Annotated in this window: 21 protein-coding genes; 5 read left to right on the top strand and 16 right to left on the bottom strand. The window is 63.8% G+C overall.

Features of this window, described 5'->3' with window-relative positions:
* Nucleotides 1-167: 167 nt before the first annotated feature.
* From GB927_RS24845 to GB927_RS24775, 15 genes are all read right to left on the bottom strand, one after another.
* On the bottom strand, nucleotides 168-884 hold the full coding sequence (locus tag GB927_RS24845) for a Bax inhibitor-1/YccA family protein (protein WP_256119921.1): 717 nt from the start codon (nucleotides 882-884) through the stop codon (nucleotides 168-170).
* A gap of 28 nt (nucleotides 885-912) precedes the next feature.
* On the bottom strand, nucleotides 913-1,686 hold the full coding sequence (locus tag GB927_RS24840) for an anti-sigma factor family protein (protein ID WP_256119920.1): 774 nt from the start codon (nucleotides 1,684-1,686) through the stop codon (nucleotides 913-915).
* On the bottom strand, nucleotides 1,673-2,218 hold the full coding sequence (locus tag GB927_RS24835; RefSeq protein ID WP_256119919.1) for a sigma-70 family RNA polymerase sigma factor: 546 nt from the start codon (nucleotides 2,216-2,218) through the stop codon (nucleotides 1,673-1,675). The genes GB927_RS24840 and GB927_RS24835 overlap by 14 nt, the downstream gene beginning before the upstream one ends.
* A 54-nt stretch (nucleotides 2,219-2,272) precedes the next feature.
* Nucleotides 2,273-2,710 carry a YqaA family protein gene (locus GB927_RS24830; RefSeq protein WP_256119918.1) on the bottom strand — a complete coding sequence of 146 codons (438 nt, stop codon included), beginning with the start codon at nucleotides 2,708-2,710 and terminating at the stop codon, nucleotides 2,273-2,275.
* 81 nt (nucleotides 2,711-2,791) lie between these two features.
* Complete coding sequence (locus tag GB927_RS24825; protein ID WP_256119917.1) at nucleotides 2,792-3,928, bottom strand: ABC transporter substrate-binding protein; 1,137 nt, start codon at nucleotides 3,926-3,928, stop codon at nucleotides 2,792-2,794.
* A gap of 241 nt (nucleotides 3,929-4,169) precedes the next feature.
* Complete coding sequence (locus GB927_RS24820) at nucleotides 4,170-4,394, bottom strand: hypothetical protein (protein WP_256119916.1); 225 nt, start codon at nucleotides 4,392-4,394, stop codon at nucleotides 4,170-4,172.
* A 116-nt stretch (nucleotides 4,395-4,510) separates the two neighbouring features.
* Nucleotides 4,511-5,227, bottom strand: coding sequence for a TfuA-like protein (locus GB927_RS24815; RefSeq protein WP_256119915.1), 717 nt, complete (start codon nucleotides 5,225-5,227; stop codon nucleotides 4,511-4,513).
* Nucleotides 5,224-6,408: a YcaO-like family protein gene (locus GB927_RS24810; protein ID WP_256119914.1), complete on the bottom strand. Its 1,185-nt coding sequence runs from the start codon at nucleotides 6,406-6,408 to the stop codon at nucleotides 5,224-5,226. Before GB927_RS24810 ends, GB927_RS24815 begins: the two co-directional genes overlap by 4 nt.
* Nucleotides 6,409-6,427: 19 nt before the next feature.
* Nucleotides 6,428-6,628 (bottom strand): hypothetical protein, encoded by a 201-nt coding sequence (locus GB927_RS24805; protein ID WP_256119913.1) that lies wholly within the window; start codon nucleotides 6,626-6,628, stop codon nucleotides 6,428-6,430.
* 43 nt (nucleotides 6,629-6,671) lie between these two features.
* Nucleotides 6,672-6,932 (bottom strand): hypothetical protein, encoded by a 261-nt coding sequence (locus GB927_RS24800; RefSeq protein ID WP_256119912.1) that lies wholly within the window; start codon nucleotides 6,930-6,932, stop codon nucleotides 6,672-6,674.
* Between the two features lie 31 nt (nucleotides 6,933-6,963).
* Nucleotides 6,964-8,772 (bottom strand): hypothetical protein, encoded by a 1,809-nt coding sequence (locus tag GB927_RS24795; RefSeq protein WP_256119911.1) that lies wholly within the window; start codon nucleotides 8,770-8,772, stop codon nucleotides 6,964-6,966.
* Nucleotides 8,773-8,778: 6 nt separating this feature from the next.
* Nucleotides 8,779-9,225, bottom strand: coding sequence for a helix-turn-helix domain-containing protein (locus GB927_RS24790; protein WP_256119910.1), 447 nt, complete (start codon nucleotides 9,223-9,225; stop codon nucleotides 8,779-8,781).
* A gap of 146 nt (nucleotides 9,226-9,371) precedes the next feature.
* Nucleotides 9,372-10,133 (bottom strand): amino acid ABC transporter ATP-binding protein, encoded by a 762-nt coding sequence (locus tag GB927_RS24785; protein WP_256119909.1) that lies wholly within the window; start codon nucleotides 10,131-10,133, stop codon nucleotides 9,372-9,374.
* Nucleotides 10,130-10,810 carry an amino acid ABC transporter permease gene (locus tag GB927_RS24780; protein WP_256119908.1) on the bottom strand — a complete coding sequence of 227 codons (681 nt, stop codon included), beginning with the start codon at nucleotides 10,808-10,810 and terminating at the stop codon, nucleotides 10,130-10,132. The genes GB927_RS24785 and GB927_RS24780 overlap by 4 nt, the downstream gene beginning before the upstream one ends.
* Before the next feature lie 107 nt (nucleotides 10,811-10,917).
* The gene (locus GB927_RS24775; protein WP_256119907.1) at nucleotides 10,918-11,691 is read right to left on the bottom strand and encodes an amino acid ABC transporter substrate-binding protein; all 774 of its coding nucleotides are present in this window, start codon (nucleotides 11,689-11,691) and stop codon (nucleotides 10,918-10,920) included.
* A 299-nt stretch (nucleotides 11,692-11,990) separates the two neighbouring features.
* Between GB927_RS24775 and GB927_RS24770 the strand changes: the two genes are divergently transcribed.
* Genes GB927_RS24770 through GB927_RS24750 form a run of 5 tightly spaced genes read left to right on the top strand, consistent with a single transcriptional unit; the run spans nucleotide 11,991 to nucleotide 18,472 of the window.
* Nucleotides 11,991-13,586, top strand: coding sequence for a peptide ABC transporter substrate-binding protein (locus GB927_RS24770; RefSeq protein WP_256119906.1), 1,596 nt, complete (start codon nucleotides 11,991-11,993; stop codon nucleotides 13,584-13,586).
* Between the two features lie 59 nt (nucleotides 13,587-13,645).
* Nucleotides 13,646-14,569, top strand: a complete 924-nt coding sequence (gene oppB / locus GB927_RS24765) for an oligopeptide ABC transporter permease OppB (RefSeq protein ID WP_256119905.1) — start codon at nucleotides 13,646-13,648, stop codon at nucleotides 14,567-14,569.
* Nucleotides 14,562-15,692 (top strand): ABC transporter permease, encoded by a 1,131-nt coding sequence (locus GB927_RS24760; protein WP_256119904.1) that lies wholly within the window; start codon nucleotides 14,562-14,564, stop codon nucleotides 15,690-15,692. The genes oppB and GB927_RS24760 overlap by 8 nt, the downstream gene beginning before the upstream one ends.
* Nucleotide 15,693: 1 nt before the next feature.
* Entirely contained in the window at nucleotides 15,694-17,310 is a 1,617-nt protein-coding gene (locus GB927_RS24755; RefSeq protein ID WP_256119903.1) for an ABC transporter ATP-binding protein, read from the top strand.
* A 13-nt stretch (nucleotides 17,311-17,323) separates the two neighbouring features.
* Nucleotides 17,324-18,472 carry a gluconeogenesis factor YvcK family protein gene (locus GB927_RS24750; protein ID WP_256119902.1) on the top strand — a complete coding sequence of 383 codons (1,149 nt, stop codon included), beginning with the start codon at nucleotides 17,324-17,326 and terminating at the stop codon, nucleotides 18,470-18,472.
* On the opposite strand, the gene GB927_RS24745 is transcribed toward GB927_RS24750, so the two are convergent.
* Entirely contained in the window at nucleotides 18,444-21,113 is a 2,670-nt protein-coding gene (locus GB927_RS24745; protein ID WP_256119901.1) for a bifunctional diguanylate cyclase/phosphodiesterase, read from the bottom strand. The genes GB927_RS24750 and GB927_RS24745 overlap by 29 nt on opposite strands.
* Nucleotides 21,114-21,155: the final 42 nt, after the last annotated feature.

Genomic DNA, 21,155 nt, shown 5'->3' with positions numbered 1-21,155 from the left:
GGCGGCTCCGGGACCTCGGGCTTGACCCGAGGATCCACACGGCACCCGCGGCATGGATCCTCGGGTCAAGCCCGAGGATGACGCCGGGGGGAGGGGAGCACAGGCTTCCGACAAAAGAAAACGGCGGGGTTTTGCCCCGCCGTTCCCTTTGAAATCATTCGCGAAAACTATTCGCGTTCGCCGGTGAAGTTCAGCAGCAGCTGGAAGATGTTGACGAAGTTCAGGTAGAGCGAAAGCGCACCGAACACGGCCATTTTCTGCTGCGATTCCTGGTCGATGTTTTCGGCATACTGCTCCTTGATGTTCTGCGTGTCCCAGGCGGTGAGGCCGACGAACACGACGATGCCGATCACCGAGATCGCGAACTGCAGGGCGGTGGAGCCGAGGAAGATGTTGACGATCGAGGCGATGACCACGCCGATCAGGCCCATGATCAGGAACGAGCCGAACTTCGACAGGTCACGCTTCGTGACGTAGCCGTAGAGGCTCGTCGTGCCGAACATCGTCGCGGCGATGAAGAAGGTGCGCGCGATGCTCATGCCGGTGAAGACGAGGAACACCGAGGCGAGCGACAGGCCCATGACGGCGCAGAAGGCCCAGAAGGTCGCTTGTGCGGTGCTGGCTGACATCGTCTGAATCTTGAACGAGAAGAAGAAGACGAAGGCGAGCGGCGCCAGCATCACCACCCACTTGAGCGGGGAGGAGAAGATCGGCACGTAAAGCGCCGGCGTCGAGCCGACGAAGAAGGCGATGAGGCCGGTGATGACCAGGCCTGCGCCCATGTAGTTGTAGACGCGCAGCATGTGCTTGCGCAGGCCCTCGTCGAAGAGGGCGGCCGACTGCGCCTGCGCGCCATAGCCAAATCGCTGTTGTACGGGTTCCATCATGGGTCTCCTTCGGTGGAACGGTTGATCAGTAAAGGGTGCGCGAGAGGTCCCGCGCGGTCTCTGCCAGGTCGTCGGCCTTGCGGCTTTCCGACACCAGCGCATAGGCGACGTCGCCGATCTGCCAGTAGGCGGCACGGGCATTGTCGGCGTGGAAGAGGAGGACGTGCTGCACGCCGAACGAGCCCGGCCGCACGGCGAAGAGCGACAGGCGTTCGTCCTTCTTCGGCTCCAGCACCAGCTCGACGCTCGGGCCATAGGCCGAGGGGAAGACCTGCGTGTCGACCACGGCCCAGCCCTTCGGCAGGTCCGGCAGGACGATCGCCGTCGCGGAGCGGATTTCGGCCGGATCGAAGACGGCGGCTTCCGGCTGCGAGCTCATCGCATCGCGGATAAGGGTGGTCTTGTGCGCCCGCACGGCCTCTTCCACGAAGGCTGGCGGCGGGGTGGAAGCGATGACCTCGGTCGCGCCGAAGGGGCCGAGCACGGCATGCGCGGTCCAGCCGGCGGCGACGAACAGGGCGATGGCAGCGGCGCGGCGGAAGACGGAGAAGATGCGGCGGTGGGCGAGCGAGCGCTCCAGCAGGCGCGCGGCGTCCCGCGTCGCCTGCCGCGTCACCGCGCGGTGATCGGCGAGCGCCAGGCGCAGTTCGTCGCGCACGCGCAGGTCCTTCATGATCTGGGCGGCGATCTCCGGCCGTTCCGATAGATAGGCCTCGACCTCGATGCGCCGACCGACGGCGAGCTGGTCGTCGACATAGGCATTGAGATCGGATTCGAGGATCGGGTCATTGCTGGTCATCGCCAGTGCCTCCGACGATTCTGAGATGGGGGACGGTCGCGGTAGCACCGTTCTGTTCAAAGGCGCGCAGGCGCTCCCGGGCGCGGGCGACGCGCGACATCAGCGTGCCCACGGGAATGCCGAGCGTATCGGCCGCCTCCTGGTAGGAAAGTTCCTCGATCGCGACGAGATGGAGTGCGGCGCGCTGCTCTTCCGACAGCGCGAAGAAGGCGTTGCGCAGTTGCGTGAGGCGCACCGAATGATCCTGGTTCGCCGGCACGGAGGTCTCGCCCAGTTCCGCGGCCGCGTCGTGGCGGCGCTGTTGCGAGCGGCGCTGGCGCAGGCGGTCGACATGGGCATTGTGCAGGATCGACATCAGCCAGTTGCGCACATTGGCGCCGGTGCGGAAGGTCGACTGGCGCTCGTAGGCCTTCACCAGCGCATCGTGCACGAGGTCTTCGGCATCGTCCGGATTGCGGACGAGCGACAGCGCATAGCGCCTGAGCGCTGCAAGCTGTCCGATCACGTTGAAGCCGGGTGTCTTTCCGTTCATGATCCAGTATACGAGAGCCGAACGATCCTCATTCCATCGCCGGCATAAAAAAGTTCACAGCCAGTGCAGCACGAGGGCGGCCAGAACGATGTAGCGGCCGAACTTCGCGATTGCGACCACGAGCAGGAACCGCGGAAACGGTTCGCGCATGATGCCGGCGGCGACCGTCAGCGGATCGCCGATGATCGGCATCCAGCTTAAAAGCAGGCTCCACCAGCCATATTTGCGGTACCAGCGCCCGGCACGGTCGAGGTTCTTGGCGTTGACGGGGAACCAGCGCGCCTCGCGAAAACGCTCCACGCCGCGGCCGAGCAGCCAGTTGATGACGGAGCCGAGCACATTGCCGATGCCGGCGACGAGGATGAGCAGCGCCGGCGAATAGGTTTCGGTCGCCAGCAAGCCGGCCAGCACCGCTTCCGACTGGGCGGGAAGGATGGTCGCGGCAATGAGCGCGGCCAGGAATAGGCCGCCATAGGCTGCGAGCGTGCTCATGGGGTATGGGCTAGGGGCAAGGCAACCGGTCCGGAAGGTCAGGGAGGGCACCCGCCTTGGGGGCGGGTGTTTGCTCGCGGATTACATCGCGCACTTGTCGGCGTAGGCGTCGCCGTGGTCGGTGAAGGCCGTGGCGATGATCTTATTGGTCAGGACGTCGCCTTCCTTCACGACCTCGGTCACGTAGATGTCCTGGATCGGATGGTTGTTCTTGTTGAACTTGAATTTCCCGCGCACCGAGGCGAAATCCGCCTCCTTCAGCGCCGCGCGAAAGGCCGCCTTGTCCTTGACGCTCGCCTTGCCGAGTGCCGAGAGGATGAGGTTTGCGGTATCCCAGCTCTGTGCCGCATAGATCGACGGCAGGCGCTTATATTCCTTCTGGAAGGCTTCGACGAAGGCCTTGTTGGCCGGGTTGTCGAGATCCTTCGCCCAGGTGCCGGAATTCTTGACGCCGAGTGCGGCATCGCCGATCGCCGGCAGCACGTCCTGGCTGAAGGAGAAACCGGGGCCGGTGACGGGAATGTTCACGCCCGACTGGGCATATTGTTTCATAAAGGCGATGCCCATGCCGCCAGGCAGGAAGAAATAAACGGAATCGGCGCCGGACGCGCGGATTTCGGCAATCTCGGCAGCATAGTCGGTCTGGCCGACCTGCGTGTAGACCTCGCCGGCGAGCGCCCCCTTGTAGTAGCGCTTGAAGCCGGTCAGCGCATCCTTGCCGGCGGGGTAGTTCGGCGCGAGGATGAAGGTGTTCTTGTAGTCCTTGTTGTCATATTCGCCCATCGCCTCGTGGAAATTGTCGTTCTGGTAGGCGACGTTGAAATAGTTCGGGTTGCAGTTTGCGCCGGCCAGCGCCGAGGGACCGGCATTCGGCGACAGGTAGATGATATCCTGCGCTATCGCGTTCGGAATGACCGCCATGGCGAGGTTCGACCAGATGATCCCCGTCATCAGGTCGACCTTGTCGCTCTGGATCATCTTTTCGGCGATCTGGACGGCGAGTTCCGGCTTCTGCGCGTCGTCCTCGACGACGAGCTCGATCTCGCTGTTGCCGGATTGTTTGATCGCGAGCGTGAAGGCATCGCGCATATCGACGCCGAGGCTGGCGCCGCCGCCGGAAAGCGTGGTGATGACGCCGATCTTTACCGGCTCGGCCTGCGCTGCGCCCGCCGTCATCAACGCAAGGGCTGTCACGCTGCTCGTCAGGAACGTCCGCATGCTGTTCTCCTCTCCCGTGTTTTCGCCCCGTTTGCCGGGCGTTTTCGGAGAAGAACTTTTCAGAGTTCCGCGATCAGCGCAACCGTGTGTTTTCGTTTCGCAATTGGAGAAATCCAGGAAGATCGGCGGCGGCCCGCAGGTCCGGGCCGGCCGCGCGATCAGCGCCGCGGAGGAGGACGGCGGCTATGGTTCGACAGGCGGGCCAGCCAGGTGACTGGCAGGCCGGTCGATTCCTCTCCGGTCAGCAGAGCGCCGACCGGTTCATCAGCATGATGTCGCTCGACGTCAGCGTCATGCGCGACGGCTCGTCGATCTGGTCCAGCACGGCACGCAGCGCCTTTTCCAGGCAGAATTCCACCACCTCGGCATCCATTGATCTTGCAGATTCCAGCGCGAAAGCGACGAGCCGTGCAAGCGCCATCATTTCCGTGCCGCGGTCTTCAATTTCTGTGGTTTCGATTTCCATGTTCTATGCCCCCGGAGCAACGCTCACTCTCAGCCCCTGCGTCGCAGTATAGGCGTGACATCGGGATGGTGCGCGTGACTCCAGCGTGACACACGCGGAATGGGAAACTGCACGTTTTATGAGGTTTCAGGTTGATCTGCGACGGTCCGCCATAGCGTCGTCGCCCGAAAGACCCAGTTTCCCCGTTTTGCAGGGCTTTGCGGGGCGAAATCGGTCAGGATTCGCACCAGCGCGAGGGCGTCCTTACGCTTTTGGTTCACGGTTGTTGCGTGGAGAAGTTGCAGGAGGTGTTGCCGCTCCCCGGCCTTGCCGGCCGCTTCGATGATCGCAGACCACGTTCTGTCTTTGTAAAAGAGCTGCCGCGCAACATCTCGAAAGCGTGAAATATTCGGTTTATCAAGGGCCTCGCCAGTCTCCAGTCGATCGAGCGTCGCGTCGACATTGACGAGCGGCAGCGAGAGGGCGGGGTAGCCGAGTTCGGCCGGACCGTGCAGCAGCGCGACATCGGCGTCGTCGACGCGGCGGCCGCTGGCATAGTCCTCATAGATGGAACCGACGCCGACCATGCCGAAGGCATCGCATTCAGCGGCGCGCAACGCCCCCATGCTGGCCGCGCCGAAGACGGCCAAGCCCTGGTCGAGTGCATGGAGGATCTCCTTGTGCCAGACGGGCGCCACATGCTCGAAATTGCCGTCGATAATGCCGATTGCCTTGGCGCCTTCGCGCACCGCGGCCAGCACATCGCCATGCGCCGCCGGCGGACGGACGCGGATGGCGTCGCCGCAGAGCTTCGCGGCATCGGGCAGGCTGGGACCGGCGAAGAGGATTTTCATGAGGTTCCGAACAGCATGCGGGAGAGTGCGCGGGAGCCGACGGCATGGCGGCGCGCGCCCTCCGGGTTTTCCAGGGTGGGCACGACCATCTTGACCACGGATATGGGAAGCGAGGCGTCGGTCAACGGCACAGCGACGACGGGTGTTATGCCCGATGTGGCGAGCACCTCCAGGCAATGGGCGAGCAAGGCCGCGGCGTCGCCCGAAGGGGCGGGGTGGGTTCTTAGCGGGCCGGGCCGGGCCTCGAAGAGGGCGAGCGTTTCCGGCGCCAGCGGCCGGGTGAAGGTTTCGGCGAAAAGATCGTCCCGCGCGCCGCTGATATAGGTGAGGCGCGATTGCGCGACCTCGGTGAGCGCGCGGATGATGGCGCGCGCGGCGACGGGATGGGTGCCGTAGCCGACCGTGGCATCGTGGAAGAGCGGCTCCCTCTTGTCGAGGATGCCGGTATCGCCTAGCACGGCAGCATAGGTCGGGATGGCGAGATCGCTGGTGATATCAAAGAAGCGCAGCTCCAGCTTGGCTTCGCGAAAACGGCCAACGAGCGTATCGACGACCGGATCATTGAAGCCGGCGGGGTCGATGGCGGTTGTAAGACGTTTGTCGCGGGGCAGCAGGCGCCAGAGCCGGTCGGCATCGCGCTCGATGCGTTCCAGAAGACCGTGCAGGGTCGCCTCGGTCTCGGAATTGCCGGAGGCGAGGCCGTCGGAGGACTGCCAGAAGCGCGGTGCACGATCGGTCCTGTCAAGGCAGATCGCGTCGCGCGGCACCCAGACGCGCTCGCCGGTCATGACATCCCGGCCGGCGAACCAGTCGAGCTTTTCCTCCTCGGCGAGGAACGCCTGTCCAGCCGCAACGAAGATGTCGAGGGGCAGACATTGCTCGCCGGCATCTGCAAAATCGCGTCGCGATGCGTAGCGCACCGGCACGAGTGGTTCGCCCGCAATGGCCCGTTCCAGCGCCTCCATGGCGGCGGAGACCTTTGCGTCGATATCGGTGATGCCCTTGCCCTGATTGATGACGATCGAGCGGGCATTGGGACTGACGGCGTTCCAGACAGGGATGCCGATGCGGTCCAACCACGTCAGGCGCGAAAGCCGCGTGATGCCGAACCGGGGCAGAAGCGCCTCGATCCGGCTCCAGGTCTGTTCAGGGCCGCAGATACGGTCCGAATAGGTCGTCACGCTTCAAGCCACCAGGCGCTCACTTGTCGTAAAAGCCGCCGGAGAGCTCGTCCGCTGTCTGGGCGACCGTTGCAAAACTGACACCGCGCGGCGCAAACTCGCCGGCTTTGCGCAGATCATCTGCAACATTCGCTGCAACGGCCGTAACCGTGCCCGCCTTCAGGTCTGCGACCCAAAGCCCGTTTTCACCTTCGAGTCCAAGAACAACGACTTTCGACATTTTACTTCTCCTCTGGTTGAAGCTTCGTGATCTGAACGTACGTTTATTTGTCCATGTATCCGCCATCGGCGTCCATATAGCCGCCACTGGCATCCATGTAGCCACCGGAAGCGGCATCGATCGATGTCGCGAGTGCGGCAAGGTTGACGCCTTTGGTGATGGTTGCGCCTGCCTTGCGGAGGTCATCCGCCGTCTTTAGCGCGCCCGTTGATGGTACCGGAAGCGCTGCCACGGTGCCGGCATCGAGATCGGCTAGCCAAAGGCCTTCTTCACCTTGCACGCCCAGCACAACGATTCTTGCCATGTTGTCATTCCTTTCGATGGAGAGTTGATGATCAGAAACCGGCCTTCTTCAATCCCTCATAATAATGCTGGCGCTGCCATTCCTCCTTGAAGGGGACAATCGCCATCCAGCTATCGAGATCGAAGTTGGGATGGACATCGTAGGTGCGGCGTATGAACTGCCGAGCCTTCTTTGTATCGCCCAGCATGCCCCAACTCGCCGCCGCTAGGCGATCTGTCGGGAGGCGGTCTTTCATGCGCGCGATATAGTCTAGGGCCTGTTCGTATTGGCCTATGGAGTAGCTGGCGCCGGCAGCGATCCAGAAATAATCATCCGGTGGCAGCGGATTGAGATCGATCGCCCGCTGAATCTTCCTAAGGCCAAGATCCGGCCGCGATCCCTGAACCAGCGTATCAGCATAACTCGCAACAACGTTCGCGTGGTTCGGGCTCAACGTTTCGGCCCGTTCCAAATGCTCGGCGCTTTCGTCGAACTGGCGGGAATAGAGCTTTGCGACGCCCAGCTCGCGATGGCCGGAGGCAAGGCGCTCGTCTGTGCGGATGGTTTCTTCTGCCTGTTGCTCGGCCTTTTTCAGGAGGTCTGCATCGCCGCGCGCCGTGACCAACCATTCGAGGAAATAGCTGCGCGACAGCCCGCTCATTGCCGGCGCGAAATCGACTCTTGACTGCAAGGAGTCGCGAAAGCTTTTGCGGGCTCGGCGGATGTCACGCAAGTCGAGTTTCTTGAGGAGACCCTGTCCGACCAGAAAGCTTCGATAGGAGCCGGCTTCAAGCTCGTAGTCGTTGCGAACGAATTCGTTCATTTCGATCTGCGTGGCAATCGCACCGGCGATCTGGTGGGCGATCATCTGTCGCGAGCGGGCAAGGCCTTCCGCCGACAGCGGAAAACGCTCGGCCCAGATCACCTCGTCGCTGCCGAAGAAGATGAGCTGGGCGAACAGCGTATGGCTGGCGCCCTCGTCGCGCAGCCGCGTCTCGAGGATATAGCTGATCTTGTGACGCTCGTAGGTCGTGGCCCGATCGGCTTGAAGCGATATCTGTGCAGCGGTGTGCGGCGCGATGATCGAGATGGAGCGCAGTGCGCAGAGCCCGATCGTCACGTCCTCGATCAGTGCTTCGGAAAAAAGCGCGGCGTTGCGTTGGGTGAGCGTGGTGACCGGTGGCAATAGCACGACACGCGGTGGGGTCTGCTGCGCGGACGCGATATCCATCTCCTCCGGCAATAGCACTCGGGCGGGCGGATGGAGGGCCATCAAGCTGGTGGTTGCGGCTGCGCGGCCGGTCAGCACGGCGCGCACCTCATCGTCATCGGGATTGCCTTCGAGCAGGCGAAGGGCGGCGGTGGCGCGGGCGGCCCGCATTCCGGTGCCTGGCGCCTGGCTGTCCAGCAAAGCGCGGCGCAACAGGGCCGCGTGGCCCGCCCGCTGCAGGGCGATCCAGCTTGAAAGCACGCGGTTGCCCGGCTTGACGTGTTTGAGGAAATCGTCGGTCAGGAGGTCGGCGAGCACATCGAGGCTTGCGCCATCGCGCACCTTGTCGACATCGCTTTCGATGGGCTCCGGCCCGCGGGCGATCGTCGTGTCGGTGAAGGTGAGGTAGGTCCGGTCGAGCTCCCGCTGGCGTTTCTGCACGCGGGAGATGGTCTGGCGCAGGCTCGCGAAGGAGGCCGCGCTGTTGGCGTCGTCCCAGAAGAGGTTCGCCGCGTCGGCACGCGGCATGTCCGGCACGCCGCGCGTCTGGAGATAACAAAGGATCAGCAGCGCCTTTTCAGGAAAGGCGATCTCCTCACCGCCCTCGTCGAGCAGGCGCAGATGTCCAAGCGTCTGCAGCCGTGCCGGCATTTGGGGTCAGATCCGTAGTTCCGGTGCGTTGTCTGCGCGTTCGTTCGCCTCTGCGGCGGCGGCACTTGCCTTGGAAAGCGCGGTTGCGAGCGAGATGATCGACTTGCGAACACCCGCATCCTCGATCTTCAGGAAGGCGCGGTTGAGGTCGAGACCTTCCTTGGAGGATACGAAGGTCGAGACGTCGCCCGTTTCGTGGCCGGCACCGGCGGATGGCATGGCGCTGTCTTCGTCCTGGAAGAAGAAGCTCGGCGGCACGCGGAAGACTTCCGAGATCGCCTGGAGGCGGCTCGCGCTGATGCGGTTGGTGCCCTTCTCGTATTTCTGCACCTGCTGGAAGGTGACACCCAGCCGATCGGCAAGCGCCTCCTGGCTCATGCCGACCATCAGCCTGCGCAGGCGAACGCGGGAACCGACGAAGACGTCGATCGGATTCGGTGTTTTCTTGATCATGAGGCTTTCTCCCCTATAGGACATGCCGGGGCATGGCGAGGCACTGGTATCTCTTCACTCTGCTTGAATCGCCGGTGCGATGCAACTGCCGGGAAGCACATTTCATCGCTACCGTAGCGTGAACCGGAGGGTATTCCGCGGGTATCCTAGATATCGTAGCTGTGCGGCGCGCTGAGCGAGGCGATGAATTTTTTCGTGCGGTCGCGCTCCGGCGTCGAGAAGATGGCGCGCGGCGGTCCCTGTTCAACGATCACGCCGCCATCGAGGAAGACGACGGTATCGGCGACGCGGGAGGCCAGGCGCAGGTCGTGCGTCGCCATCACCATGGTCGTGCCCTCGCGGGCAAGCCGGCTCAGAACCTCGACCACCTCTTCGGCAAGCTCTGGGTCGAGAGCCGATGTCGGCTCGTCGCAGAGCAGCACGCGGGGCGAGGGGGCGAGTGCGCGGGCGATCGCCACACGCTGCTGCTGGCCGCCGGAAAGTGTCGCCGGCCAGGCATCGGCCTTGTGCGCCATGCCGACCTTTTCGAGCAGTTCCAGCGCGCGGGCATGCGCCTTGTCGGCCGGCCATTTCAGCACGGTGACGAGGCCTTCCATCACGTTGGCGATCGCCGTCTGATGCGGGAAGAGCTGGAAATTCTGGAAGACCATGCCGGTCTGGCGGCGCAGCTTCTGGATCGCCGGCCAGCCGACCTTGCGGCCGGGCGCGAAATCGATCTTTTCGTCGCCGAGCTTGATCGAGCCCGATGTCGGCGTTTCGAGCAGGTTGATGCAGCGCAGAAGCGTGCTCTTGCCGCCGCCGGAGGGGCCGACCAGCGCCGTGACGGTGCCCTCGGCGAGCGTCAGGCTGATATCGCGCAGGACGTGATTGTCGCCGAAACGCTTTTCGATATGGCTGAGCTCGATCATGTGCGTGCCTCCAGGAAGCCGCCATAGCGGGCGAAGCGCTTTTCGAGCCTGACCTGCAGCGCCGAGAGCACCGAACTCAGCGCCAGATAGATGAGTGCGGCCTCGATATAGAGGATCAGCGGCTCATAGGTCGTGGCGACGATGCGCTGCGCGGTCTGGAACAGTTCCGGCACGGTGACGGCGGCGGCAAGCGAGGTGTCCTTCACCAGTGAGATAAAGGTGTTGGAGAGCGGCGGCACGGCGACGCGGGACGCTTGCGGCAGGATGGTGCGGCGCATGGCCTGCGACCAGCTCATGCCGATCGAATAGGCTGCCTCCCATTGCCCGCGCGGGACCGAGGCGATGACGGCGCGGATGATCTCCGACGTATAGGCGCCGACATTCAGCGTGAAGCCGATGAGGGCGGCGGGGAAGGCATCGAGCAGGATGCCGAGGCTCGGCAGGCCGTAGAAGATGACGAAGAGCTGCACCAGGAGCGGCGTGCCGCGGATCACCCAGACGTAGAAGCGCGCGATGGCGGAGAGCGGCCGCGGCCCGAACAGCCGAACGACGGCGGTGACGAGGCCGAGTGCCAGGCCGAGCGCGAAGGACAAGAGGGTGAGCGGAATGGTGAAGACGAGTGCGGCCCAAAGGAGCGGCACAAGCGAGTCCAGCATCAGTTGAAGCCACGGCGGCACGGGCAAACCTCCGGAAATGCGGCTGGCCGGGGGCGATCCCCGGCCAGTTGATGCGTTTATCTATATGCGAGGAACGGGCCGCCGCGAAGCGGCCCTTGAGGCAAGAATTACTTCGAGACGTCCTGTCCGAAATACTTGTCCGCGATCGCCTTGTAGGTGCCGTCGGCCTTGATCTCGGTCAGCGCCTTGTTGATGGCTTCGAGCAGTTCCGGCTCGCCCTTGCGGATGATCACGCCGGAATAGTCGGCATCGGCCTGTTCGGCGGCGATCTTCACGTTGGCGTCAGGCTTGTGCTTCTTGAAGTCGAGGAAGGACAGGCTGTCGTTGATCGTGGCATCGGCGCGGCCGGTCAAAACGAGCTGGATCGACTGGTCGAAGCCGTCGGTGCCGACGAGCTCGGCGCCGGCGCGTTCCGCGATTTTGCCGAAGTTGCTCGTCAGCGACTGGGCGGATTTCTTGCCCTTGAGGTCGGCGAAACCCTTGATGCTGTCATCGTCGGCGCGCACGATCAGCACAGCCTTGGAGGCGATGTATGGCTCGGAAAAGTCATACTTCTGCTTGCGCGCATCGGTGATGCCGACCTGGTTGATCACGGCGTCGTAGCGGTTGGCGTCGAGGCCGGCGATCAGGCCGTCCCACTTGCCTTCCAGGAACTCGGCCTTGACGCCGAGCTTCTTGGCGATCGCCTCGCCAATCTCGACGTCGAAGCCGACCAGCTTGCCGTCGGTGTCATGGAAGGTGAAGGGTGCGTAGGTGCCTTCGGTGCCGATCTTCAGCGCGCCGGCAGCCTGGATGGCGGCGAGGTTTTCGCCGGCATGCGCGGGGGCGAGGATTGCGACCTGGAGAGCCGCGGCGGCGGCGATGGTCTTCAACCAGTTCATCTTGGGACTCCGTTTTTGCGTGAATTCGATTGGGTTCTGCGTGAATTCGATTGGGCGATTGATCGCAGAAATCCGTGCAAAACGATGGGCAGAAAACTGCGAATAAATTCGGCGATTTGAAATATTCTTCTCAATTTTTTTGTCGGATCGGGCTTGAGGCCCTCGTTTTGCCCGGTTTGGCGGGCCGCGCGGGAGTTGAGCCGCGGGTGTGCATTTCCTGTTTTTGGGGACTTGCCAAGCGCGAAAACAGGGACAATTGATTGGGCACCCAAAAAAACAACGGGGAAGGAAAACAAAAAATGGCAAACAGACTGATTGGCTTTCGTGCAGCGCTTCTGGCCGGTGCGATCCTGCTTGGCGCAGGTCCGACGCTTGCAGAAACGGTGCTTCACCGCGGTAATGCCGGCGAGCCGCAGACGCTCGACCAGGCGCACACCTCCATCAATATCGAGGAATTCATCCTCAAGGACCTCTATGAGGGCCTGACGATTTATGACGCCGCCGGCAAGATCGTTCCCGGTGCCGCCGAGAGCTGGACCGTGTCCGACGACGGCACGGTCTACACGTTCAAGCTGCGCGAAAACGCGAAATGGTCGGACGGCTCGCCGGTGACGGCGGAAGACTTCGTCTTCTCCTTCGCCCGTGTCGAGGACCCGAAGACGGCGGCTGGCTACGCCAACATCCTTTACCCGATCAAGAATGCCGAAAAGGCCAACAAGGGCGAGGTCGGCCTCGACCAGCTCGGCCTCAAGGCCGTCGACGCCAAGACGCTGGAAGTGACGCTGGAGCGCCCGACGCCCTTCTTCCTCGAACTGCTCGCGCACCAGACGGCGCTGCCGGTCTCCAAGGCCAGCGTCGAGAAGAACGGCGCAGACTTCGTCAAGCCCGGCGTGATGGTGTCCAACGGCGCGTTCAAGCTCGTCAGCCATGTGCCGAACGACAATCTGGTAATGGAAAAGAACCCGAACCATTGGGACGCCGCCAACGTCAAGCTCGACAAGGTGATCTTCTACCCGATCGACGACCAGGCTGCCTCCGTGCGCCGCTTCGAAGCTAAGGAAATGGACCTCGTCTACAATTTCTCGGCCGACCAGATCGACCGCCTGAAGACGAGCTATGGCGAACAGGTCCACGTTTCGCCGACGCTTGCGACTTACTATTATGCCTTCGACACCCGCACGGAGCCCTATAGCGACGTCAACGTGCGCCGCGCGCTCTCCATGGCCGTCGACCGAGACTTCCTGGCCAAGGAAATCTATTCGGGCTCGCAGCTCCCGGCCTATTCCATGGTGCCCCCGGGCATGGAAGGCTACGAGCCGGCAATGGCCGATTTTGGCTCGCTCTCGCAACTCGACCGCGAAGACAAGGCGCTCGAACTGATGAAGGCCGCCGGCTACGGCGAGGGCGGCAAGCCGCTCAAGATAGAAATCCGCTACAATACCAACCCGAACCACGAGCGCGTGGCGACGGCGGTGGCCGACATGTGGAAGAACACGTTTGGCGCGGAAGTGTCGCTGGTCAATCTCGACGTGTCCTCGCACTACGCCTACCTGCAGGAAGGCGGCGCGTTCAACGTGGCGCGTGCCGGCTGGGTCGCCGACTATGCGGATGCCGAGAACTTCCTGGCGCTGAGCGTCAGCACCAACAAGACCTTCAACTACGGCAAGTTCAACAATGCCGACTACGACGCGCTCATGAAGAAGTCGTATGAAGAGCGTGACCAGGCGGCCCGCGCCAAGGTTCTGCATGAGGCCGAAGCCCTTCTCATGAAGGAACAGCCGATCGCGCCGTTCCTCACGCAGGCCGACCTCTGGCTCGTTTCGAGCAAGGTCCAGGGCTGGCAGGACAATGCCGCCAACCAGCACCTGAGCCGCTTCCTCAGCGTTTCGGAATGATCCGCTGACGGGTGCGCGGCTCCAGCGAGCCGCGCACCGTTTGCTCGGGAGTCTTGGCCATGCTTGCTTTCGTTCTACGGCGCCTCGCTAGCGCCGTGCCGACGCTATTCATCGTCGTCACAATTTCGTTCTTCCTGATGCGCTTTGCGCCCGGCGGACCGTTCAACCTCGAACGCCCCCTTCCGCCCGCCACGATGGAAAACCTGATGCGGGCTTATCAGCTCGATCAGCCGCTCTGGCGACAATATCTCACCTATATCGGCAATGCCGTCACCGGCGATTTCGGTCCGAGCTACATCTACAAGGACAATTCCGTCGCCGAGCTCATCGGCAAGGGCCTGCCCTACTCGATCGAACTCGGCTTCTACGCGCTGCTGCTGGCGCTGATCGGCGGCGTCACCGTCGGCACGATCGCTGCCCTTCGCCAGAACAGCGTGCTGGATTTCGCGGTCATGTCGGTCGCCACCGTCGGCGTCACGGTGCCGAATTTCGTCGTCGGCCCCGTGCTGACGCTGATCTTCGCCATCGTGCTCGCCTGGCTTCCGGCCGGAGGGTGGGGCGACGGGTCGCTGCGCTTCCTCATCCTGCCGATGATCGCACTGGCGCTGCCGCAGCTCGCCGTCTTCGCGCGGCTCACGCGCGGCTCGATGATCGAGGCCTTGCGCACCGACCATATCCGCACCGCGAGGGCCTATGGCCTGCCGGCGAAATCGGTGGTGATCACGCACGCCATGCGCGGCGCCATGCTGCCGGTGGTGTCCTATCTGGCACCCTGTGCGGCCGCACTTCTCACCGGCTCGGCGGTCGTCGAGACGATCTTCACCATCCCCGGCGTCGGGCGTTATTTCGTCCTCGGCGCGATCAACCGCGACTATACGCTCGTCATGGGCACCGTCGTGCTGATCGCGATCTTCGTCATCGTCTTCAACCTGGCTGTCGACATCCTCTATGGCCTGCTCGATCCGAGGGTTCGCCATGACTGATGCCGTCATTTCCCCCGTTCCCGACAGCGAGGTGAAGGGGCGCAGCCTCTTCCAGCTCGCCGTCATGCGCTTCCGCCGCAACCGCCCCGCCATGGCAGGTTGCGTCATGCTGGTGCTGATCGCGTGTTTCTCCTATTTCGGGCCGTTTTTCATCAGCCACAGCTATGACCAGGTCTTCTCTTCCTACGTGACCATCCCGCCGAGCCTCGAGCCGCGGCCGGGCGAGGATTCGCTGGAAGAGGCGATGAACGGTGTCGCGACGCGCGCCCGCGTCGAGCTCCAGTCCTTCTCCGTCGAGGGCGAGACCTTCACGGCCGTCATCACGGCTGCCGAACCGATCGATCCGCGCACCACGCGCTACTTCGACCGCGCCAACGAATTCGACAAGACCGCGGTCACCGCGACCGAGGACGATGGCCGCAAGTTGACGCTGGCCGGCGTCGTCGACCGGGAATATTTCCTGTTCGGCACCGATACCAACGGCCGCGACCTGATGGCGCGCGTCATGCTCGGCGGGCAGATCTCGATTGCCGTCGGCCTGCTCGCCAGCCTCGTCTCGCTCGGCATCGGCGTCGTATACGGCGCGATCTCGGGCTATATGGGCGGGCGCGTCGACAACGTCATGATGCGCTTCGTCGAGATCCTCTATTCGCTGCCCTTCGTCTTCCTCGTTGTGGTGCTCGTTGTGTTTTTCGGGCGCAGCTTCGTGCTGATCTTCATCGTCATCGGTGCGGTGGAATGGCTGGACATGGCCCGCATCGTGCGCGGCCAGACGCTGTCGCTCAAACGTCGCGAATTCATCGGCGCAGCGGAAGCCCTGGGCATGACCGACTGGCAGATCATCCGCCGGCACGTCATCCCCAACACGATCGGGCCCGTCGTCATCTTCGTGACGGTCATCGTGCCGAAGGTCATCCTGCTCGAAAGCTTCCTCTCCTTCCTCGGCCTCGGCGTCCAGGCGCCGCTGACGAGCTGGGGGTCGCTGATTGCGGAAGGCGCCAACAATATCCAGTCGGCGCCGTGGCTGCTCATCTTCCCCGCCATCTTCTTCGTCCTCACGCTCTTCTCGCTGAACTTCGTCGGCGATGGCCTGCGTGACGCATTCGACCCGAAGGACCGCTGACATGGCAGATACCACGAAAACCATGGAACCGATTCTCGCCGTGCGCGGCCTGAAGGTCTCCTTCACGACGCCGGACGGCGACGTGAACGCGGTCAAGGGCATCGATCTCGACGTGCGCCCGGGCGAGACGCTCGCGGTCGTCGGCGAATCCGGTTCCGGCAAGAGCCAGACCATGATGGGTATCATGGGCCTGCTCGCCTCGAACGGCCGGGTCACGGGTTCGGCGAAATACCGGGGCCGCGAGATGGTCGGCCTGCCGCCCAAGGGCCTGAATGAGATCCGCGGCGCCAAGATCACCATGATCTTCCAGGAGCCGATGACCTCGCTCGATCCGCTCTACCCGGTCGGCAAGCAGATCGCCGAGGTGATCGTGCATCACCGCGGCGGTTCGCGCCGGGCGGCCCGCCCGCGCGTGTTGGAACTGCTGAAGCTCGTCGGCATTCCGGAGCCGGAACGCCGCATCGACAGCTATCCGCATGAGCTTTCGGGTGGCCAGCGCCAGCGCGTGATGATCGCCATGGCGCTTGCCAACGAGCCGGACATTCTGATTGCCGACGAGCCAACGACGGCGCTCGACGTGACGATCCAGGCGCAGATCCTAAAACTGCTCCGCGATCTCCAGACGCGTTTCGACATGGCGATCGTGCTCATCACGCACGATCTCGGCATCGTCCGGCATTTTGCAGAGCGCGTCGCGGTCATGCGGCGCGGCGAGATCGTCGAGCAGGGGGCGACGGCCGATATCTTCGAGAACCCGCAGGCCGATTATACGCGCATGCTGATCGAGGCGGAGCCGCACGGCCGCAAGCTTGCGCCGGCGGACAATGCGCCGATCATCCTCGAAGGCCGCAATGTCGTCGTCGACTACAAGATCGACGGTGGCCTGCTCAAGAAGCGGGCCTCCACCTTCCGCGCCGTCGACAATGTCAGCATCAGCCTGCACGAGGGCCAGACGATCGGCGTTGTGGGCGAATCCGGTTCCGGCAAGTCGACGCTGGGCCGGGCGCTGCTGCGGCTCATTTCCAGCAAGGGCGCCTATCGTTTCGGCCGGACGGATATTTCCAACCTCGACCGCAATGGCATGCGGCCGCTGCGCCACAGCATGCAGCTCGTCTTCCAGGACCCCTACGGTTCGCTTTCGCCGCGCCAGACGGTGGGCGAGATCATCACCGAGGGGCTTTACGTGCACGAGCCGCAGCTTTCGCGGGCCGACCGCGACAAGCGGGCGATCGAGGCGCTGAAGGAGGTGGGGCTCGATCCGGCGGCGCGCAACCGCTATCCGCACGAGTTTTCCGGCGGCCAGCGCCAGCGCATCGCGATTGCGCGCGCCATGATCCTTAAACCGCAGGCCGTCATCCTCGACGAGCCGACCTCGGCGCTCGACCGTTCGGTGCAGGGCCAGGTGATCGAGCTTCTGCGCGATCTCCAGGCCAAACACGGGCTGTCCTACGTCTTCATCAGCCATGACCTCTCGGTGGTGCGTGCCATGTCCGACTATGTGGTGGTGATGAAGGACGGCAAGATCGTCGAGGAAGGGCCGACGGACGCCATTTTCAGCGCGCCGCGGGCAGACTATACAAAGACCCTGATCGGCGCCGCCTACAATATCGGGCCGTAGTCCAGGGGGATCGATGGCCGAGAGCCGCTTGCCGCATATCGTGCTCTTTTCGGGCGGCACCGCGTGCCGTTCGACAAACCTGGCGCTGCTGTCCAAGCCGGTGCGGCTGACGCGCATCGTGCCAGCCTGGGACAGCGGTGGCAGTTCCAAGGTCATCCGCGAAAGCCTCGGCGTGCTCGCCGTCGGCGATATCCGCCAGGCGCTGATGACCATGGCCCACGGCGAGGGCCGGGCGGGCGACGTCGTCAAGGTCTGCAACGCCCGCATGACCAGCGGCACGGAGGAGGATGCCCGCACGGAATTCGCGCTCTATGCCGAGGGCGTGCATCCGCTTCTGGAGCGCATGGAGCCGGGCCTGCGCGGCGCGATCCTCAACTATCTGCGCACGTTCCGCGCGGCGATCGGGCCGGATTTCGATTTCCGCAACGGCAGCATCGGCAATTTCATCCTCACCGGCGCGCATCTCGCCCACAACAGCGACATCAACACCGCGATCTTCGTCTTCCGCAAGCTGTGCGACATAGAGGGCCATGTCTGGCCGTCAACGGCGGCCGATGGCGTCGACCTCTCGGCCGTGCTGAACGACGGCACCCGCGTCGATGGTCAGCATCGCGTGACGGCGCTTGACGACGTGGAAAGCGACGTCGGCATTCGCGAGATCGTGCTGTCCGGCAAGGACGGGGCGGGCGTGCCGGCCAACGAGGCAGTGATCGAGAGCCTGGAAAGTGCCGATGCCATCGTCTTCGGTCCGGGCAGTTTCTTCACCAGCGTGCTGCCGCATTTCTTCGTCGAGGACATCGTGCCAGCCATGGCGCGCAACGTCCATGCCCGCCGGATCTTCATCGGCAATATCCTGCAATGCCGTGAGACGCGCGGGATGGACGTGGCCCGCATGCTGGAGGCGGCGGCCGAGGTTTGGCGCGCGCGGGGCGGGGCGGATGTGCGGCCGTTCACCCATGTGTTGGCGAACCGCCAGCTGCTGCCCTTCGAAAAGACCGTCGGTCCCTTTGCCTATCTCGGCAACGGCGCGCTGGAGGATGTGGGCACCCGGCTTGGTGCCGAGGTGCTGATCGGGGAGTTCGAGGACCCTTGGCAACGCGGCCAGCACGATGGCCGCACGGTCGCGGACGTGCTCAGCTCGCTTTTACCGCCGTCGGCTTAGTTTTCGGCATCCATGCGCGCGCCTTGGCGAAGGCGAGGAAATCCTCCGCCCCCATCGGCCGCGCAAAGGCGTAACCCTGCAGCGTATGGCAGCCGAGGCGGCGCAGCAGCTCGGCATGGGCGAGCGTCTCGACGCCTTCCGCCACCGTCTCGATATCGCGCACCTTGCCGATCTCGATGATAGAGCGCACCAGGCTCTGCTGCGCGGTCGATTCCAGAAGCGGCTGCACCAGCCGGCGATCGATCTTCAGCCGCTTCGGCGACAGTTCGAGCAGGCTGATGATGGAGGCATGGCCGGTGCCAAAATCGTCGATCTCGATGTCGATGCCGAGCGCCTTGATCTCCTCGATCGCCTGTTTCAGCCCATCGTCCGCCGTATCGAATGAGATCGATTCCAGGAGTTCGAAGGTTAGCGTGCCGGGCCTGATGTTCATCGCCTTGAGCTTGGCGATCAGGTTTTCGTCGCGCAGGCGCTGGCAGGAGACGTTGACCGAGACGCGCGGAATGCCGAGCCCGTGGCCCTCCCAGCGCATTGCCTGGAACAGCGCCTGGCCGAGGATTGCCTCATCGATTCGGGCGACGACATTGAGGCTTTCGGCGACCGGCAGGAAGGTATCCGGCGCGATGAAGCCGCGCGTCGGGTGGTTCCAGCGCGCCAGCGCCTCGACGCCGACGATCTCCAGCGTTTCCGCATCGAACTGCGGCTGGAAGAACGGATGGAATTCGCCCCGTTCCAGGCCGCGCAGAATATCGTCGCTGAGCCGCTTCACCTCCACGGTGCGCAGGCGCAGCTCGTCGTTGAAGGCCTCGACGCGGTTGCGGCCGCGGCGCTTGGCCTCGTAGAGCGCGATATCGGCATTGACGAGCAGCTGTTCGGCGGATTCTTCCGCCTCGTTGCGCGTGGCGATGCCGATGCTCGCGCCGATGCGACAATCATGGCCCTCGATCGTCATCGGCTCGCTGATCGCCTCGATGAGGCGGGCGGAAAGCGCGCTGAAATCGGCCTCCGCCGGGTCCCGGCGTGACAGCAGAACGAACTCGTCGCCGCCGATGCGGGCGATGAAATCCGCGGCCGGAACGTGGGCGCGCAGCACGCCAGCCGCCTGTTTCAGCACCTCGTCGCCGGCGGCGTGGCCGAGCGTGTCGTTGATGTCCTTGAAGCGGTCGAGGTCGATGTGGAGCAGGGTCAGCGGGCGCCCATCGCCGACGGCACCGGCCAGGGCGAGCTGCTGGTCGAGGAAGCGCCGGTTGGGAAGCCGCGTCAGCGCGTCGTGCAGCGAATTGTGCTCCAGCACCAGGCGGGCGTCTTCGAGCGCGCGGTTCTGCGCCTCGGCGTTGAGCTTGGCCTGCAGCAGCTCGGCTTGCAACCGGATGTCTTCGGTCACATCCCAGTTGGCGCCGACGATGCGTTTTGCGCCGGAGGAGGCGTGGTAGGTCATGCCGTGCGCACGAATGTGGCGTGCCGCGCCGCTGGGCGTCAGGACGCGAAACTCGGTGATGTAAGGCTCTTCGGTTTCGATGGCGCTTGCGAAGACCCGTTCGGCTTCCTCGATATCGTCGGGATGCAGGGCCTTGCGCCAATCCGCATAGCCGCAGATCAGCTGCTTCGGCGGCACGTTGTAGATCTCGCGCATCCGGGCATCCCAGGTGAGCGTGTCATGCTGCGTGTCATATTCCCACACGCCGACCCGCGAGGCGTCGAGCGCCAGTTGCAGCCGCTGCGAGACGATTTCGAGCCGGTCTTCCCGATCCTGGAGCGCCAGGATATGCCGGTGGCGGTCCTTCATCAGGTAACCGGCCCAGAAGATCGGCACGACGATGATGAGGGCGATCGCCAGAAGCCCGCCGCGGAAGAGGCCGAGATCGGCGGAGGGCTGCTGCCAACCCTTGAGCGGCGCGGCCGACAGGGTCCAGGCCTCGTGGCCGATGTCGATGGTCATCACGACCGGGTCTGCATCGACGGCGGCCGCGGAATTGAAGAAGACCTTGTTCTCGCTGCCGTCATGCGCCCCGCTGGAAAGCGATACGGCGATCTTCAGCGCGCTCTTGAAACCGCTTTTCTCAAGCAGCTTGTCGAGGTCGATGACAGCAGACGCGATGCCGATGAAGCCATTGTCCTTGCCGGCATGGATCGGATAGCGCGCGATCACGCCGCGCCCGCCCTGAACGAGATCGACGGGGCCGGTGACGACCATGCGGTCGAGCTCCTGCACCTGCAACGCCGCGGCGCGCTGGCGCTCGTTCTTGCGATAGTCGAGGCCAATGCTGCGCTCGTTGCCCTTGACCGGGTAGACGAGAGAGACGACGAAATCCGGAGCGATGGCCACGCTGCGCAGCTGCGTCTCTTCGCGGAAAAGGCGTCCCGCGAGGTCCGCATAACGCTCCGGCGACATGTCGGGTTCGGTCGACACCGTCGCAACCAGGCCCTGAACCAGCTTGACGTCGCCGAGGATATTGCCTTGCAGGCGGGAGCGGAGCAGGCCGAGCTGTTCCGTGGTGAAGGAGCGCAGATACTCCTCCTCCAGCCGGCGCTTCTGCGCATCGGCCAGCAGAACGGCGATCAACACGGCGAACGCAACGACGATGGCGGGGACGTAGTATCCCAACCCCCGGAAGGATAGTTGCGCATTCCGGTCGTTCATCGCGGTCCGTTCGTCTCCATTCGGGGTTTTCGGGCGGGATTT

The sequence above is a fragment of the Shinella lacus genome (assembly GCF_010994755.1).
Classification (GTDB): Bacteria; Pseudomonadota; Alphaproteobacteria; order Rhizobiales; family Rhizobiaceae; genus Shinella; species Shinella lacus.
Note: the sequence above shows the minus strand (reverse complement) of the source record. Positions and strands in the feature narration are given on the sequence as shown.